The sequence below is a fragment of the Granulicella sp. WH15 genome, assembly GCF_009914315.1.
Classification (GTDB): domain Bacteria; phylum Acidobacteriota; class Terriglobia; order Terriglobales; family Acidobacteriaceae; genus Edaphobacter.
The window spans coordinates 3,429,749-3,445,526 of record NZ_CP042596.1 but is presented as its reverse complement, the minus strand read 5'-3'; the positions used below and the strand labels follow the sequence as shown (position 1 = coordinate 3,445,526).

15 protein-coding genes are annotated in these 15,778 nt (G+C 63.7%); 1 reads left to right on the top strand and 14 read right to left on the bottom strand.

What is annotated here, in order from left to right; genetic code table 11:
- Window positions 1-16: 16 nt before the first annotated feature.
- The 11 genes from FTO74_RS14245 to FTO74_RS14195 all read right to left on the bottom strand — a co-directional run bounded on the left by FTO74_RS14245 (window position 17) and on the right by FTO74_RS14195 (window position 11,430).
- Window positions 17-2,503 carry a zinc-dependent metalloprotease gene (locus tag FTO74_RS14245; protein WP_162538739.1) on the bottom strand — a complete coding sequence of 829 codons (2,487 nt, stop codon included), beginning with the start codon at window positions 2,501-2,503 and terminating at the stop codon, window positions 17-19.
- Window positions 2,504-2,690: 187 nt separating this feature from the next.
- On the bottom strand, window positions 2,691-3,500 hold the full coding sequence (locus FTO74_RS14240) for a glycosyltransferase family 2 protein (protein WP_162538738.1): 810 nt from the start codon (window positions 3,498-3,500) through the stop codon (window positions 2,691-2,693).
- A gap of 193 nt (window positions 3,501-3,693) precedes the next feature.
- On the bottom strand, window positions 3,694-4,029 hold the full coding sequence (cyaY, locus tag FTO74_RS14235) for an iron donor protein CyaY (protein ID WP_162538737.1): 336 nt from the start codon (window positions 4,027-4,029) through the stop codon (window positions 3,694-3,696).
- Window positions 4,030-4,148: 119 nt separating this feature from the next.
- Entirely contained in the window at window positions 4,149-4,637 is a 489-nt protein-coding gene (ssb, locus tag FTO74_RS14230; RefSeq protein ID WP_162538736.1) for a single-stranded DNA-binding protein, read from the bottom strand.
- Window positions 4,638-4,705: 68 nt separating this feature from the next.
- Window positions 4,706-4,942: a hypothetical protein gene (locus tag FTO74_RS14225; protein WP_255462287.1), complete on the bottom strand. Its 237-nt coding sequence runs from the start codon at window positions 4,940-4,942 to the stop codon at window positions 4,706-4,708.
- 21 nt (window positions 4,943-4,963) lie between these two features.
- The gene (locus FTO74_RS14220; protein ID WP_162538735.1) at window positions 4,964-5,512 is read right to left on the bottom strand and encodes a DUF420 domain-containing protein; all 549 of its coding nucleotides are present in this window, start codon (window positions 5,510-5,512) and stop codon (window positions 4,964-4,966) included.
- An 86-nt stretch (window positions 5,513-5,598) separates the two neighbouring features.
- Window positions 5,599-6,570 (bottom strand): heme o synthase, encoded by a 972-nt coding sequence (gene cyoE / locus FTO74_RS14215; protein ID WP_255462286.1) that lies wholly within the window; start codon window positions 6,568-6,570, stop codon window positions 5,599-5,601.
- A gap of 30 nt (window positions 6,571-6,600) precedes the next feature.
- The gene (locus FTO74_RS14210) at window positions 6,601-8,307 is read right to left on the bottom strand and encodes a M1 family metallopeptidase (RefSeq protein ID WP_162538733.1); all 1,707 of its coding nucleotides are present in this window, start codon (window positions 8,305-8,307) and stop codon (window positions 6,601-6,603) included.
- 19 nt (window positions 8,308-8,326) lie between these two features.
- Window positions 8,327-10,081, bottom strand: coding sequence for a DNA polymerase/3'-5' exonuclease PolX (polX, locus tag FTO74_RS14205; protein ID WP_162538732.1), 1,755 nt, complete (start codon window positions 10,079-10,081; stop codon window positions 8,327-8,329).
- A gap of 181 nt (window positions 10,082-10,262) precedes the next feature.
- Window positions 10,263-10,481, bottom strand: a complete 219-nt coding sequence (locus FTO74_RS14200) for a cold shock domain-containing protein (RefSeq protein ID WP_162538731.1) — start codon at window positions 10,479-10,481, stop codon at window positions 10,263-10,265.
- A gap of 298 nt (window positions 10,482-10,779) precedes the next feature.
- Window positions 10,780-11,430: an NUDIX hydrolase gene (locus tag FTO74_RS14195; RefSeq protein ID WP_162538730.1), complete on the bottom strand. Its 651-nt coding sequence runs from the start codon at window positions 11,428-11,430 to the stop codon at window positions 10,780-10,782.
- A 138-nt stretch (window positions 11,431-11,568) separates the two neighbouring features.
- Between FTO74_RS14195 and bshC the strand changes: the two genes are divergently transcribed.
- Window positions 11,569-13,188, top strand: a complete 1,620-nt coding sequence (bshC, locus tag FTO74_RS14190) for a bacillithiol biosynthesis cysteine-adding enzyme BshC (protein ID WP_162538729.1) — start codon at window positions 11,569-11,571, stop codon at window positions 13,186-13,188.
- 62 nt (window positions 13,189-13,250) lie between these two features.
- Here the strand turns inward: bshC and FTO74_RS14185 are convergent, their stop codons facing one another.
- The 3 genes from FTO74_RS14185 to FTO74_RS14175 all read right to left on the bottom strand — a co-directional run bounded on the left by FTO74_RS14185 (window position 13,251) and on the right by FTO74_RS14175 (window position 15,533).
- A complete protein-coding gene (locus tag FTO74_RS14185) occupies window positions 13,251-13,550 on the bottom strand; it encodes a hypothetical protein (RefSeq protein ID WP_162538728.1) in 300 nt (99 codons plus the stop codon).
- Window positions 13,547-14,191 (bottom strand): RNA polymerase sigma factor, encoded by a 645-nt coding sequence (locus FTO74_RS14180; protein WP_162538727.1) that lies wholly within the window; start codon window positions 14,189-14,191, stop codon window positions 13,547-13,549. Before FTO74_RS14180 ends, FTO74_RS14185 begins: the two co-directional genes overlap by 4 nt.
- Before the next feature lie 259 nt (window positions 14,192-14,450).
- Window positions 14,451-15,533, bottom strand: coding sequence for a ThiF family adenylyltransferase (locus tag FTO74_RS14175; protein WP_162538726.1), 1,083 nt, complete (start codon window positions 15,531-15,533; stop codon window positions 14,451-14,453).
- Window positions 15,534-15,778 lie beyond the last annotated feature (245 nt).

Genomic DNA, 15,778 nt, shown 5'->3' with positions numbered 1-15,778 from the left:
GGAGGGATGGTTGCGATTACATCACTTCGTCGTCGCCGATGGGCATTCCGGGTGGGGCCTCGATGGGCTTGGCCGGGACGAACTTCGCCGGGTCCTGCCGGAACTGCTCGATCCGGTTGGCCATGGCTGCGCGGTGGGCTGCTTCGGCGCTGTCCGGTGCGCTCTTTGAGTAGGTTTCATAGAGCGTCGCGATGTAGGCGCGGGTGACGGCGCGGGCCTGGCTGGAGGTTGCCGGGTTGACGGCGAGAGAAAGCATCGCTTCGAGTGCGCGGAACTCGACGGCGCGCTCGACCTCGGAGGCGAGGCCGTCGGGCCGCTCGGAGACGGTCTTTGAGATGGACTCGAGAACGCCCGAGAGCGTGGGCTGCTCCGGCTCGCGGGCGTGGTACTGGACCAGCCGCGAGGCGCGTGCGGGATCGAGCAACACGGTCAGGGTGAGGTCGGCTGCGGACTCGGCTGCGGCGATGGGATCGAAGGTCAGGTCGGTCTCGGAGGGGAAGGACTCCTGCGTCTTGCGCAGGCCCGGTGGGCGGGGAGGCAGCATCTTCAGCAGCGGCTCGGGCAGGGTCAGGAAGCTGGGTTGGAGTGTCGTCAGGACAGCGGCCAGAGCCTTCTTCTGGTCGGCCGGGCTTACGATCTCGGGTAGCTTCTGGCCGTCGCCGCGCACGCTGTAGCGGTAGTCGAGGCCGCCGATCTCCTTAGTGGCGGCCTCGGCCTGGTAGCGGTGCAGCAGGTAGAGGGGGACCAGCGTGTCCTCAAGCTGCGCCAGGGGCTTGCCGGGCTTGATGGCGTTCTCGCCGAAGCGGGCCAGCGCCGCCGCGCGGATGCCCTCGATGCGCGTCAGCTCCTCGGCGGGGTCCGCTCCGTTGTCCCACAGGTGCGAGTGCGGGTGAGCGCCGCCGAAGGGGCGGGAGTCCTCGTCGGTGATGAAGATGATGCCGGTTTTGGCTGAGTCGGTGAGGATCTTGTTCAGCTCGGCCTTTTCGTCGACACGGGCGGGGAACTGGCGGTAGCCGTAGTCGATGGCGACCTTGTCCCACTGGCCGATGTTGACCGCGTAGGCGTGCGAGAGGTCGGGCACGCCGTTCTTGTCGAGCGTGATCCACGGGTGCGGGTAGTCCATGACCGAGACCGACTCGGCGGGCGTGTGGGGGAAGGAGCTGGCGGCGAAGTTGTGCGCGAGGCCGAGGGTGTGGCCGGTCTCATGCGCGGCCAGTTGGCGGATGCGTTGCAGCACCATCGACAGCATGGGGTCGTTCTCGGGCGTGATCGTCTTGCCGGTGCCGTAGGGGGAGAGCAGCGACTCGGCGATGAGGTAGTCCTGGCGTCCGCGCAGGCTGCCCAGGGTCACGTTGCCCTTGATGATCTCGCCGGTGCGCGGGTCGGAGACGGCGGCTCCGTAGCTCCAGCCGCGGGTGTAGCGGTGGACCCACTGGATCATGTTGTAGCGGATGTCCATGGGGTCGGCGTCGGCGGGGAGGGGATCGACGCGGAAGGTACCGGGTGCCCAGCCGGCGGCCTGGAAGGCCTGGTCCCACCAGCGTGCGCCCTCGACCAGCGCGGTGCGGATCGGCTCGGGCGCGCCGCGATCGACGTAGTACTGGATGGGGGCCTCGGCCTCGCAGGCGGTGCGGCAGGCGGGGTCTTTTTTGATGAGGCGGTGGCGGACGATGAACTGCTGGTTCAGGTCGCCGCTGAGCGGGGCGGAGTAGTCGCGGTAGTTGGAGGCGAAGTACCCGGCGCGGGGATCGAAGCGGCGCGGCGTGAAGCCGGGGCCGGGCAGCTCGAGGAAGCTCTGGTGCTCATGCACGGTCATGGCGTGCGGGTCGGGGGTGACGTCGCGGACGTAGCGGCCACGGGCGAGGCCGTCGGTGGCGAAGGTCAGGACGGCTTCGACCTCGGTGTTTTTGGGGAAGGCTTTGGTGCTCTCGAGCGAGATGGTGGAGCGGGCGGGATCGACCTTGTAGGCTCCCTGCTGGTTCTGGGTCAGGGACTCGGCTACGTTGTGGACGTCGCGGAGGAAGAGGTCGGTGGCGTCGACCAGTACGGCTCCGGTGGGGTCTTCGGCTTCGACCTTGAAGCCTGCCAGCACCGATTCAGGGAAGGACTGGGTGACGGAGAGGACCTCGGCGGGGTCGGTGGACGAGGTGCGGAACATCTCGTTCGGCTCGACCAGAAGGACCTTGGGGCCGGTGCGCTCGAAGCGCACGATGCGGCCGGGAGAGGTCTGGCCGCGGTCGAGGCCGAGGTCGTTGGAGCCGGTGCCGCTGGGCAGGGAGTTGGTGTAGAGGAGCTCCTCGGAGCGGCCGGAGGCGTCGAGATGGGGGATTTCGAGGTAGAGCTTGCCGGAGCGGGCGTCCCAGTCGAGCGGCAGCAGGCCGGGCATGTGCTTCATCGTGGCGGTCTTGGCGGAGATGGTTGGGAGGGCGGCGTCGGGCTTCGGGGTCTGTGCGGGCAGGGCCGCGGAGGCAGCGAGAAGGAAGGGAAGCAGAGATACGCGCATATTTTGTTGTAGCACAGCACTCGTGCGGTTCTCGGGGCGGTATGGGTGAGGGATCTTTTGAGGGCCTCCCGTTGGTCGGCTGCGAACATTGCTTATTTCCGACCAACGGGAGGACCACGCGAAGCTCTAAAAAGGCTTATAAACGCCCGCCTTCCGCGTAGGAGACCCGTCCGGCAGGACAGAGTTATTATGCGTTTGGCTCAGGGGACGAGGCCGTCTGGCCGGTCTTGTGCGTGGTGGCCCACGCCTTCGCGTACTTCCAGCTTACGTAGGCCGAGTGGTACAGGTGCAGCAGCAGACCCTCGCGCCCGTCCAGAAAACCCAGCCTCACAAGGTAGTTCCAGAAAAACGTGAGGTGAGGAACGATCATGATGTACCAGTAGAACGCGAGCACCGGGCCGCTGGTCTTCTTCTCGTTGACGAGCAGTTGTGCGCCCAGCGTCGAGTAGCGGTCCATGTGCTCCAGGTAGCTCTCGAGCGTGGGGTAGGCGTGGTGGATCAGGTCGTAGTCCAGCGAGGCCGATTCGCCGTCGAAGACCATCGTCTCGTGGACGGGGCGCGGCGCGAAACGCGGCTCGAAGTTGGCGGCGGAGCGGCGGAAGAGCCGCAGCTTGGGGTCGGGGTAGTAGCCGCCGTGCTTGATCCAGCGGTTGAGGAAGAGGTTGCGGCGATTGATGAAGTAGGCGTCCGCCGGTGGGTTGCTGGGCAGCAGCGTGCGGATCTGCCGCTGCAGCTCGGGCGAAAGCTCCTCGTCGGCGTCGAGCGAGAGTACCCAGGTACCCGAACACTTCTCGATAGCGAAGTTCTTCTGCGCGGCGAAGCCCATCCACGGCTGTTGAAAGACTTTGGCCCCGAACGATTCGGCGATCTCGACCGTGCGATCCGTCGAGTTCGAATCGACGATTACGATCTCATCGGCGAAGCTCACGCTGGCCAGGGTGCGCGCCAGATTGTGTTCCTCGTTCAGGGTGATGATCGCGACAGAGAGCATGGTCATCTTAGACAGTCCTTTGCCCGGTCCGAGGTGGCGGGGGCAGCCTTGTCGGTCCAGAGGGTACGTCGGTTCCGGAGTGGCGATTGGTGCGCGGCAAGCGTGCGCCCGCGCGGAAGAGGGAGCGATTGCCATCATTCTAAGGGCGAAGACGCACTTTTGCCCGAAACTTTTCTCTGTCGACGTGGCCGCTACGGGCTTAGGAGAGGATGATCGAGCTGTCGCCCAGGTGTTCCTGCAGCAGACGCTGGGTCAGGGCTTTCAGGGTCTCGCCCGTCTTAGGCAGCGTAAAAGCCGCGGCCTCGGCGTTCCATTCCAGCTTGAAGCTGGAGGTGCGGGCAGAGATCCAGACCTGACGGACGGGTGTGTTCGGGGTAAAGACGAACTTGGTGGAGCCGTCCTCAAATACAACATTTAACACGCCGTTATTATCTTCGGCCTCGAAACCGCCGTCCTCTTCGGCTTCGATCAGGGACTGCTTCAACGACTCAAGGGCTCGGTCGGACTCGCGGCGGAACTCGGCTTCGTCAATCATGCTTCTAGTTTAGCCGGGGGCGGGTTGGTTGGGGAGTTTGGCTCGAGTGGGGAATTTCCAGAGACATAAAAACGAACCGCCCCATGAGGAGGCGGTTCGTTAGTTAGCAAGGGTGAGAACTAAAAGGGGATGTCGTCGTCGGTTATGCCGGAGTCGCCGTAGTCGGGAGTGGTGGCGGGCTGGCGCTGGTCGTAGCTCGTCGAGCTGGAGGCGCTGCTGCGAGTGGAGGCACCGGAGTAGGAGCCCGTGCTGGTGCTGCCGCCCTCGGCGCCACGACCGCCCAGCAACGTCAGCTCATTGCACAGGATCTCGGTCTTGTACTTCTTCTCGCCGCTGGTCTTGTCATCCCACGAGCGCGTCTGGATCTTGCCCTCGATGAAGAGCTGCGTCCCCTTCTTCACGTAGTCGCGTACGACCTCGGCCGTCCGCTGGAAGCAGACGATGTTGTGCCACTCGGTCTTGTCGGACCAGTTGCCCTGGGCGTCGCGCGCACGCTCGGCGGTGGCGAGAGAGAACGAGGCCACCGTCATGCCGCCGGCGGTGGAGCGGATCTCGGGATCTTTGCCGACGTTGCCGAGGAGGAGAACTTTGTTGATGCCTTTTGCCATGACGTTTGCTCCGTTTGAAAACTTGAGAATAGCAGAATCGAGGCTGTGGGAGCCGGTTTAGCGCCAGCCTAGCGTCGCAGGTCGCCTATCACTTTGGCCAGAGCCAGGGCCAGCGTCAGCACGCCCGTCGGCAGGCAGCCCATGGCCACCATCAGGGCCAGCCAGCCGGAGTTGGTATGCGGCCCCTGGCGCGAGACGCCACCGAACACGGTCAGCATCAGCGCGGCGGCGATCGCTCCGGTCGAGAAGATGCCCAGACCGGTCGTCAACAGTTTGCGAGTATCGGGGCGCATAGAAAAAGACAACAGGTTCCTTCGCGTGCAGATTTACCGGTAAGCCGCCAGCATCGCGTACACGATCACGCCGGTGACCGAGACGTAGAGCCAGATCGGAAAGGTGTAACGAGCGATCTTCCGATGGAGCGGAATCCGGCCTGTCAGAGAGAGGAAAAAAGTAATCAGGATCATCGGCAGGGCGACGACCGAGAGGAAGATATGCGAGATCAGCAGCGCGAAGTAGAACGGGCGGATGATGCCCTGGCCGTGGAAGTGGGCGTCGCCGTGCAGGGCGTGGTTGGCGATGTACGAGACCAGAAAGAGGGAGGAGAAGAAGAAGGCCGCGAACATTGCGTTGCGGTGCTTGGTGATAGCGTGCTGACGGATGTGGCGCAGGCCGACCAGCAGCGCGATGGTGCAGAGGGTGTTCAGAACGGCGTTCAGAGCGGGCAGAAAGAGCAGATGAGTGCCGGATACGTCTGCGGGCTGGTGGAAGTAGACCAGCCAGAAGAGGAAGGCGGATGCGGCGGCGCTCACGGCGATGATTCCGGCGACGGCGCTGAGCGGGGTTCGGTACGAGATGGAGGGTTCGCTTGGCATGAACGGTTGCAACTCTAGTTTCGCAGATTTCCGGGTCTCTTGCCGAAGCACTTCGTGCGGTACTCGACGCTTCGCGTGAAGTGCTTTCAGAACCAGACGCGTCCGCGTGCGTTCAGGATCATTGCCGCCAGCAGAAGCGGCAGGTAGATCACCGAGGCCTTCAGCAGATTGCGAGCATCCGTCCTGGTGCCGGGATCGCTGGGATCGCGCAGGATGCGGGCGAATCGCACGGTATAGGCCAGATAGACCAGTCCCAGCACCGTGGCCGCGATGGCGTAGGGGATTCCGGTGACGCCCAGCCACGTCGTCCACAGCGAGACCGGCAGCATCAGAACCGCGTAAAACAGAGCCTGAAAGACGGTCGACCGGGCTGCCCAGGAGAGCGGCTGCTGTGTCGCCGCCAGGCGGATGCCGCCGTGCCGATAATCGTCCCGGTACATCCAGCCGATGGCCATGAAGTGGGGGAACTGCCAGACGAAGAGCACCGCGAAGAGCGCCACGCCGGGCCACTCGATCATTCCCCGAGCTGCCGTCCAGCCGATGAGCGGCGGCAGCGCGCCGGGAAACGCCCCGATGAAGGTGTTCAGGGTGGAGATGCGCTTCAGCGGCGTGTAGATGGCGACGTAGCTGGTCGCGGTCAGCAGGGTCAGGGTGCCGGTCAGCAGGTTGGTGTCGTAGGCCAGCCAGAGCGAGCCGAGAAAGACCGCCGCGAAGCCCAGCAGCAGTCCGTGCGCCAGGCCGATCCGGCCCGTCACCATGGGGCGGCCGGCGGTGCGCACCATGCGCGCGTCCGAGCGGCGCTCCAGCACCTGGTTCAGCGCGGAGGAGCCGCAGGTGACGATTGCGATTCCGATGAGCGCTGACAGCGACCCGGCGTGGAAGGGGCTGATGCCCGATTGCAGGTCGCCCAGGTACAGACCGGCGGCGGCGGTGATGAGCACCATCGTCGAGACGCGGAACTTGAACAGGGTGGCGTAGTCCGACAGCAGCGACGGGGCGGCCGCGGAAGCGGAGACGCCAGCCGGGTTTGAAGCTGCGGTCGTTGTTGCTGCGGACAAGGACACACCTTAGTTTAGCGCAGCCTCCGGCTAGGTCTTGCTCACGTTGACGAAGAACAGCTCCGTCGCCACGCTAAACTGCTCTTTCGAGAGGCCCGTCTTCATCCACTGCCACTCCCGCGTGGGGTGGATCGTCTGCCAGTGGCCCTCCGATCCAACTTTTACCGGCATCGCAAACCCTGGCTCCTCGGCCTGCCACTTATACATCACGATCCCTTGGGCTTCGTCGAAGTTTAGCTCCAGCGTCGGGATCGTGGTGCGGCGCAGGTACTGGTTGAAGAAGGGTGTCATGTCCTGCTTAAGCGAGGCGTTCCACCATGCGACGACGGCTTCGGTTGTGGTGGTCTGGTACTTGAAGTGCTGGTAGAAGTCGTGGATCAGGGTAAACCAGCGTGGGTCGTTGTCCACGACGCTGCGCAGGGTGGCGATCATCAGCGCGGCCTTGAAGTACTGGTCCTGCGGAGGCTCCTGGTTCGTGCCCGGCTCGGTGATGATGGGGGTGCGGTTACGCACCTTCGGCACCAGCCCGCCGAGGTACTTCAGCGCGTCCGGCTTGCCGTAGTGGAACTCCACGTAGAGGCTTTCGAGGTACGTCGTCCAGCCCTCGTGTATCCACATATCCGCGCGGTCCGCCGCCGTGACCGCGTTGCCGAACCACTCGTGGCCGCTCTCGTGGATGATGATGAAGTCGAAGCGCGGCGAGATGCCCACTCCCGTCCAGTCGCGGTTCAGGTAGCCGTTGGCGAAGTGGTTCCCGTAGGCCACGGCGGACTGGTGCTCCATGCCCGCGTAGGGGACTTCGATCAATTTGTAACCATCTTGGTAAAACGGGTATGGACCGAAGTAGTGTGTGAAGGCGTCCAGCATCCCCTTGGCCTGCGCGAACTGCGTCTTGGCCTTGTCGAGGTCTTCGGGCAGAGCGTAGAAGTCCAGTGTTAGCGGGGTGTTTGCTTTGTAGGTGTCGGAGAAGTGCTCGTAGGCTCCGATGTTCAGCGCGACGTCGTAGCTGTTGATGGGGTAGTGGACGCGCCAGTTCCACTGCGTGTAGCCGTCGCCGAGATCCTGCTTGCTGAGGAAGCGGCCGTTCGAGACGTCGGTGAGGCCGTTGGGCACCGCGACCGAGATATCCATGCCCTCCTGCGGCTCGTCGCGCCACTGGTCCTTGGAGGGCCACCAGATGCTCGAGCCGTCGTCCTCGCAGGCGGTGTTGATCCACGGCCTACCGGTGCTGTCGTGGTCGAAGACCATGCCGCCGAAGCGTCCCTTGGCGACGGGTTTGCCGGAGTAGAAGAAGTCGATGGTGTAGGTCTGGCCTGTGTGCAGGGTCTCGGGAAAGTCGATGAAGACCGCGCCAGCATCGCGTGTGTAGTGCAGCTCGGTTGTGCCCATCACGATCTTATCGACGGTGAGGGTCTCGGTCAGGTCGATCTGGATACGCGTGGCATTCGAGAGCATCTTGAAGCGCACAGAGTTCTTGCCCGCAATGGTCTTGGCTACCGGATCGACGCGCACGTCTAAGTGGTAATAAAGTAGATCGTTGTTGGCGCGGAACGGCCCGTACGCACCGCGCAGTATCTCGGCGCGTGTGGGCGTCGCGGGTGGCACGGCTGCTGTGTTTTGTGCCTGTGCCGATGGGTTGGTGGTGGAGGTTGTTGCTCCGGGTGTCTTGGGAAGCGTTGTGGTCTGGGCGAACCCGATGGAGCCGAGGGCAAACAACACGAAGCAACGAGCGAGCATGAGGAAAGTGTAGCTCCGCTTAGTCTCGTGGACGTAGCGCGGCGAGAAACTCCTTCGCCGTGGGCAGGGTGTTGAGCACGTCAGCCGCGCTCAGCCAGGCGCGGCGAAGCTGCGTGATGCCGAAGCCCATGTTGTCGAGATCGCCGATGGAGTGGGCGTCGGTATCGACGACGATCTTGCAGCCCAGCTCTTTGGCCAGACGCAGGTGATTGTCCTTGAGGTCGGCGCGCGCGGGTGCGGCGTTGTGCTCCACTGCAACGCCAAGCTCTGCGGCACGCTTCAGGACTGCGTCGATATCGAGGGCGTAGGCATCGCGCTGGAGCACCTTGCGGCCCGTAGGATGGCCGAGGATGCGCACGTAGGGGTTCTCCAAAGCTCGCAGGATACGGGCTGTCATTATGTCGGCAGGCTGATCGAACTTGCTGTGGACGCTGGCGACGACGATGTCGAGCTGCGCCAGCGTTTCGTCTTCGAGATCAAGCTCGCCCTCGCCGAGGATATCGACCTCGATGCCGCTGAAGAGATGGATCTTGCCCTCCATCTCCTCGTTTACCTGACGCACGCGCAGCGCATGGGCCAGAGCGCGGGTGTCGTCCATGCCGTTGGTCATGGCCAGGTTCTTGGAGTGGTCGGTGATGGCGATGTAGCGCAGCCCCCGCGCCAGTGCGGCCTCGGCCATCTCGCGGATAGTCGCGGTGCCGTCGGTCTCGTTGGTATGCATGTGCAGATCGCCGCGGATGTCGGCCAGCGTGATGAGCTTGGGCAGCGTGTGCGCGGCTGCGGCTTCGATCTCGCCGCTATTCTCGCGCAGCTCCGGTGCGATGTAGTCGAGGTCGAGCGCGTTGTAGATCGCCTCTTCTGTTTCGGAGGCGATGATCTTGTTGTCTTCGAGACGCAGCAGGGCGTACTCGCTGAGCGTGAGGCCGCGCTTGATCGCCCGCTGGCGCAGGGCGACGTTGTGCATCTTCGAGCCGGTGAAGTACTGCAACGCGGCTCCGTAGCTGACGCGGGGGAGCAGGCGCACATCTACTTGCAAGTTGTTGCGTAGCGTGAAGGTGACCTTGTTCTGCCCGCGTGCCATCAGCTTGTCGATGAGCGGCAGCGTGGCCACATGCTCGACTGCGGCGGCTACAACGTTCGGCTCGCAGGCCAGTCCCGTGGCCAGCAGGTCGAGGTCGCCGACGGTCTCGCGGCCACGGCGCAGGCTTCCGGCGGGAGTCACGGTCTCGATGCCGGGGAACTCGAGGATGAGCTTGATGATGCGGTCGGCGAACTCTTTGGCGTGGTCGATGCGGAAGCGAGAGGAGTTCTTGCGGTAGTCCTCGATACCCTTGAGGAGCTTGGTGGTGAACTTCTCGCCCATGCGCGGCAGCGTGTTCAGGTGGCCGTCCTTCGCGGCGGCCTCGAGCGCGTCGATGTCGGCGACGCCGAGCGCGGACCAGACCAGCGCGACCGTCTTCGGACCCATGCCGGGCAGGCGCAGCAGCTCCAGCATGGTGGGCTTGTACTTGGTCAGCAGCTCTTCGCGCAGGGGCATCGTGCCCGTGGCCACCAGATCGCGGATGTTGGCGGCCATGCCCTTGCCGATGCCGGGGATGGCGAGCAGCAGCTTGGGGTCGGAGTCGGGAGCGGCCAGCGTGGCGAGCTGCGTGGTTTGCTGCTCGACCGCCTCGGCGGCGCGCCGGTAGGAGCGGATACGGAAGGGATCGGCTCCGTCGATCTCAAGAAGGGCGGCGGTTTCGTCGAGCAGGCGCGCCAGCGTGATGTTGTCCATGCCTATCAGGATACGGCTTGCCGGAAGATGCAAACGAGCGGCCGGTGGCAGAACCGGGCCGCTCGTCTTATGGATCGAAAATTATCTCAATGAAGGCTGAGAGAACTGACGCAGTTTAGAGGAGTTGCTTCAGGCAGTCAGTCAAGGCTCTCCCTGCTCCAGCACCGAAAGGTGCTTGGGATCAAAGTGCTTCTTTCAGGCGAGTGACTTGGTCTGCCTGCGGCCCCTTCGTTCCCTGAATGACATCGAACTCAACCTCATCGCCTTCTTTCAGGCTCTTGTAGCCGTCGAGCTGAATGGAACTGTAGTGAACGAATACATCCGGGCCATCTTCGCGCCCCAGAAATCCGTATCCCTTTGCATTGTTGAACCACTTTACCTGACCCTTGTATTGTGCCACGTTCGGCCCCTTTCCATCCTTCTGTTGCTCTAGCTACGAATGCAGAATTAAAGACTTGTGACGTCAAAATGGAGAAAAAGGTTTTTACGTAAACCCCGGAAACTTATTTCACCAAGAAACGACTCTTCCTTCCGTCACATAGGCGACGGAAGGAGGTCATTCCCAAATAAATTTATGGTGGGGATCGTGGATCAATTATGCGTGAAATAGGCTGTATTTCTCGCTTAAAGCGCCATGCGATGCCAGCGGGGAGGTAGGTTGCCGTCAGGCCAATCGCCGGGGCGCCAACTTTAGTCCATTATGCAAAATATTGCGTAGCAAAGAGCTGCACTGAGAGGATCGTTTTGCCGTCGAGGATCTTGCCGGACTGGATCTGGGACAGCAGCTCCGAGAGAGGGATGTGGTGGAGCGTGATCTTCTCGTCCTCTTCGGGCTGGGCTACGCCGGGGCGGATATTCTCGGCCAGAAAGACCTGCATGGTCTCGGCCAGAAAACCGGGGCTGGCGTAGTAGCGGACCAGCTTCGACCACTTCCTGGCGCGGAAGCCGGTCTCTTCGATCAGCTCGCGCTTGGCGGCGGCAAGTGGGGTCTCGTTGGGCTCGATGCGGCCTGCGGGCAGCTCGTAGAGGAACTGGCCTGCGGCGTGGCGGTACTGGCGCTCGATGAGGATAGTCGGGTCTTTGGGATTGACGCTGGCGTCCACGGCCAGGATGACGACCGAGCCGTTGTGGCGGATGACGTCGCGGGTGCTGGTGACGCCGCCGGGCTCGGTGACCGTGTCGGTGGTGACGTTGAAAACATTGCCCCGGAAGGAGACCTTCGAGGAGAGGACAACGGCCTTGGTGCGGCTGGTTTTTTTGACCGGGGCGACGGCGGTTGGGGTGGCGGCGGGCTTCCTGCCGCGTTTCTGGGCAGGCTGCTTTGTGGGCTTCTTTATCAGCTTGGGCATGGGGCTACGGTATCATTCTGCGTCGGCGGTGGGGAGTACCGCATCCAACCACTGTCAGGACTCCCCAGAGGTTTGTCCCGTAGGATAGAAAGCGCAGCATTCCCATGTGCCAGCTGGCGGGGAATCAGGATTGGATTGATGAGCGAACAGTGTTACCCGATGACCGTACTTCCGCATATCTCCAGGCTCTATGCGGATTATCTGGCGATGGCGAATGCCCCGGCCGACGCGAGCGTACGGCTATGGTTTGGATCGGAGCCGATGACGGGCGGATGGATGGGGCGGCCGGTGGCGGTGAAGGACCCCGACGCGGTGGCCGATGCGTTGGCGCGGCAGAGCCGGGAGTTCGGCGCCGGAGCCAGGGCGCTCGAAAATATTGAGAAGCTGCGCGGAGGGGCGCGGGCGGTGGTCACGGGCCAGCAGGTGGGGCTCTTTGGCGGGCCGCTGCTGACTCTGCTGAAGGCTGCTACCGCCGTGGCGCGGGCTAAGGAAGCTTCGGCGCGAACCGGAGTGGAGCATGTGCCGGTCTTCTGGCTGGCGACCGAGGACCACGATCTCGAAGAGGTCGATCAGGTCTCGCTGCCGGGAAAGAACACTTTAGAGACGATACGGCTAGGGCTGAGCTCTGCTCCGGTGCCGGTGGGTGGGTTGTCGCTGGGCGGGGCCAATCTGGAGCAGGCTCTGGACCAGGCGAGCGAGCTGTTGGGCTGGGCTCCCGTCAGCGAGCTGCTGCGGGCCTGTTATACGCCGGAGAGTACGCTGGGCGGGGCGTTTGCGCGGTTCATGGCGACACTCTTCGCCGAGCACGGGTTGATCGTAATGGACGCTGCCGGGGCGGAGTTTCACGGGTTGGGCCAGTCCACGCTGCGTTTTGCCATCGAGCAGGCGGCGGAGTTGGAACAGGCTTTGCTGGCGCGGACGAAGGAGCTGGAAGCGGACGGGTATCACGCGCAGGTGCTGGTGGCGGCGGGGCACTCGCTGCTGTTCCTGCTGCACGAGGAGACGCGTGAGCGGCAGGCGCTGCGGCGGACGGCGGACGGCGGGTGGAAGGCCGGTGGGCGGGCTTACACGACGGCCGAGTTGCTTGAAATTTTGGAGAAGACGCCCGACCGGGTAAGCCCCAATGCGCTGCTGCGGCCGGTCTTTCAGGACACGATTCTGCCGGTGGCCGCATATATCGGCGGCCCGGCGGAGATCGCCTACTTCGCGCAGAGCGAGGTGGTTTACCGGGCGATCCTGGGGAGGGTGACGCCGGTTCTGCCGCGCTTCTCGGCTACCCTGATCGAGCCTGCGATTGCCGCCGTGATGGACCGGCACGAGATAACTCTGAGCGATCTCTTTACCGCGAAGACGGCGGAGGCGCTGGCGCAGCGGCTGGGCGCTCGGGCTATGCCGATCGAAGGCAAGCGCAAGCTGGCGGCGGTGGGCAATGCGATGGATGCGGAGCTGACTGCGCTGACCGAGTACCTGGGGGCGATGGACGCGAGTTTGGGACGGTCGGCCACGATCTCCGGCAACAAGATGCGCTACCAGATGAACCGGCTGCGGAGGATGGCGGCGACCTTCGAGGTTCAGAAGGAGGCTAGTCTGCGCAAGCACGCTGACGCCCTGGTGCTGCAACTATTTCCGGACGGGCATCCGCAGGAGCGAGTGCTGGGCGGGGTATGGTTTCTGTCGCGCTGCGGCGAGGGCCTGGTGGACCGTCTGGTGGAAGAGGCTGGCCTGATGTGCGTAGGCCACACGGTAGTACGGGTTTAAGATTCCGTCAGGAAGTAAAAAGGCCGCTGCGATTGCTCGCAGCGGCCTTCTGATTTGAGAGGCTACTCCGCCTCGCCCTTCTCCAGCTCTTTCTGGATGTTGGCCCACACGGAGTCGCTGGGCTCTTCGGCCATATTGAAGAGCTCGCGGGCCTCGCGGGCGATGTACTCGAGGTCGCGAATGAGTGCGGCGTAGTTGGGGTCGTTGCGGAGCCCGGCGAGAGGGTCTTCGGCATCGTCCGCGGGCGCGGCGAAGAGGTCGTGCAGATCGTCCGGCTGACTGGTGGAGGCCAGCGCAGAGGGAGATTTCATTTCGGTTCCAAGGGCAGGGTTCGTGTCGTGCGAATCTTCGGCGTTCGTCATGCGATGGCCTCCTTTGTCTGGGGTAGCTGGGCGGCTTGGGCCGTCTGTTCTCTAAGCAGCTCGCGCAGCTTCAAACGTGCTTTGTGCAGTTGGGATTTGCTGTTGCCGGTCGAGCACTCGAGCATGACCGCGATCTCATTATGTTCGAAACCTTCCACGTCGTGCAGAACAAAGACCATGCGGTAACCCGGGGGTAACGAGGAGACCGCGCGTTCGAGGGCCACGCGGTCCACCGAGCCCGAGAGCATGGTGTCGCGCGAGCCGAAGTCGCGCTTGGGAGCATCCTCTTCCGATGGGTTGATGGTCTCTTCGAGCGAGACCAGATTCAGGCCCTTCTTGCGCAGGTGCATCAGCACCAGATTCACGGTCAGGCGGTGCAGCCAGGTGGAGAACGCCGACTCGCCGCGGAAGCTGCCGAGCTTGCGGAAGAGGTGCAGGAAAGCCTCCTGCGTCATGTCTTCAGCTTCGGAGACGTTGCCAAGCATACGCAGGCACAGGGTGTAGACGCGCCGTTTGTGCAGCGCGTACAGCTTCGAGAATGCGTCCGGATCGCCGTTCTTGGCAGCTTCGATCGCCTCGGCTTCGCCTGCGATGGGAGGATTGCGTTTGAACAGACCTGGATTGGGTTTTGCTTCGCTCATCTGGGGGCCTTGGAGGTTCATATGGGTTCGACTCCCGGCATTCTTGGACGGTTAGTTGGGCCGCCGGTTGGTTTCCGTTGTCTCGCCTGCTGCAAGGTTACCGCAAACGCGAAGATTTGAGAGGCATACCGATCTTTGCTTGTTTTGAGACGATTGCGAAGGGAAAGGTTGTTTGTGGGGAAGCCCATGGCCGGTTGGAGTTTTTACGCGAAGCGTCCAGAACAGCACGAAGTGCCGCCTGTCCGGCGTTAGGGCGTTTTTAGGAGCCGATGAAGCGGGCGTAGAGCGTGCGGGCGACGACGATGTCGGTAGTGCCCTGGATGAGGGCGCGGCCATCGGGGAAGAGCGTGACCGTGTGCGGGCCGCGGCGGAAGCGCAGCAACAGCGGGTTGACGCGGAGGTCTTCGAGGTCGCTGTGCGCGGAGAGGCGGGCGTGCATGGCCGTGAGCGAGACGGGCCGGTGATGCTCGTGGATCTGGACCGAGTTGCGGCCGCAGAGGGTGATGTGGGGGCGGTTCACGCCGGAGAGGTGGGGGAACTCGCGGCGTCCGCAGGCGGGGCACGCAGGGTTGGGGCGGGCGGTGGAGATCTCGGAGCGCTCGCCGGTCCAGAGGTTGTGCGAGTAGAGCGTGCGCCGCAGCAGCTCGGGCTGGCCGGTGAGCAGCTTCAACGCCTCGGTGGCCTGGAGCGACGCGGCCAGATTGACGGCGGTGGAGAGGATGCCTGCGGTGTCGCAGGTCTCGACCGGGCCGGTGGGCGGGGCGGGGAAGATGCAGGCCAGACAGGCCGTCGGGCTGGACGCCGCAGCCTCGGGCGAGCCGACGGGCAGGATGTTCATGGTCGCGGCGTAGGCCCCTACGGCAGCGGCGTAGATCCAGGGCTTGCCCTGCTGGACGGCGTAGTCGTTGAGCAGGTAGCGGGTCTCGAAGTTGTCGGTCGCGTCGAGAATCAGGTGGGCGGGGCCGAGCAGCTCGTGGATGTTGGCCGGGACCAGGTCGGCGATGTGCGGGTAGACCTTCACTTCGGCGTTGAAGAGTCCGATATGGCGGCGGGCGGCCTCGGCCTTGGGCAGCACGTCGCGGGCGTCGGCCTCGTCGAAGAGGATCTGGCGCTGGAGGTTGGAGGGCTCGACGAAGTCGCGGTCGATGAGGGTGAGGGTGCCGACGCCCGCCCGCGCCAGCAGCGAGGCGGAGGCGGCTCCGGTGGCTCCCACGCCGACGATGGCTACGTGGGCTAGGCCCAGCCGCTGCTGGCCCTCGAGACCGATTCCGTCGAAGAGGATCTGGCGCGAGTAGCGGTCTTGTGTCAGGTCGGTGGCAGCGTCGAGGGTGACTTCGGGCATGGTGAGATCTCAATTCGAAGCGCGGGTGAGGATCTTAAATCCGGATACGGGCTTCCTTCGTAGTATAGAGAGTGTGATGAGGTGACAAGAGATTCGGGTTCGACTGCCTTTGCGGCAGGTTTTCGCATCGAACACTAAAATTGGGGAGCGCTTCGGAGCGCCTGTGCGAAATGATGGGTCAGGTCGCTCGTTTGGGGACGGGCCGGTCGGGGACCGTGTATCGGGCCTTCGGGTGTTGAAGATGA

Bases quoted from the DNA above. Each gene is read 5' to 3' on its own strand.
- FTO74_RS14245 (WP_162538739.1), bottom strand. From the start codon at position 2,503: ATGCGCGTATCTCTGCTTCCCTTCCTTCTCGCTGCCTCCGCGGCCCTG.
- FTO74_RS14240 (WP_162538738.1), bottom strand. From the start codon at position 3,500: ATGACCATGCTCTCTGTCGCGATCATCACCCTGAACGAGGAACACAAT.
- cyaY (WP_162538737.1), bottom strand. From the start codon at position 4,029: ATGATTGACGAAGCCGAGTTCCGCCGCGAGTCCGACCGAGCCCTTGAG.
- ssb (WP_162538736.1), bottom strand. From the start codon at position 4,637: ATGGCAAAAGGCATCAACAAAGTTCTCCTCCTCGGCAACGTCGGCAAA.
- FTO74_RS14220 (WP_162538735.1), bottom strand. From the start codon at position 5,512: ATGCCAAGCGAACCCTCCATCTCGTACCGAACCCCGCTCAGCGCCGTC.
- FTO74_RS14210 (WP_162538733.1), bottom strand. From the start codon at position 8,307: ATGCTCGCTCGTTGCTTCGTGTTGTTTGCCCTCGGCTCCATCGGGTTC.
- polX (WP_162538732.1), bottom strand. From the start codon at position 10,081: ATGGACAACATCACGCTGGCGCGCCTGCTCGACGAAACCGCCGCCCTT.
- FTO74_RS14195 (WP_162538730.1), bottom strand. From the start codon at position 11,430: ATGCCCAAGCTGATAAAGAAGCCCACAAAGCAGCCTGCCCAGAAACGC.
- bshC (WP_162538729.1), top strand. From the start codon at position 11,569: ATGAGCGAACAGTGTTACCCGATGACCGTACTTCCGCATATCTCCAGG.
- FTO74_RS14185 (WP_162538728.1), bottom strand. From the start codon at position 13,550: ATGACGAACGCCGAAGATTCGCACGACACGAACCCTGCCCTTGGAACC.
- FTO74_RS14180 (WP_162538727.1), bottom strand. From the start codon at position 14,191: ATGAGCGAAGCAAAACCCAATCCAGGTCTGTTCAAACGCAATCCTCCC.
- FTO74_RS14175 (WP_162538726.1), bottom strand. From the start codon at position 15,533: ATGCCCGAAGTCACCCTCGACGCTGCCACCGACCTGACACAAGACCGC.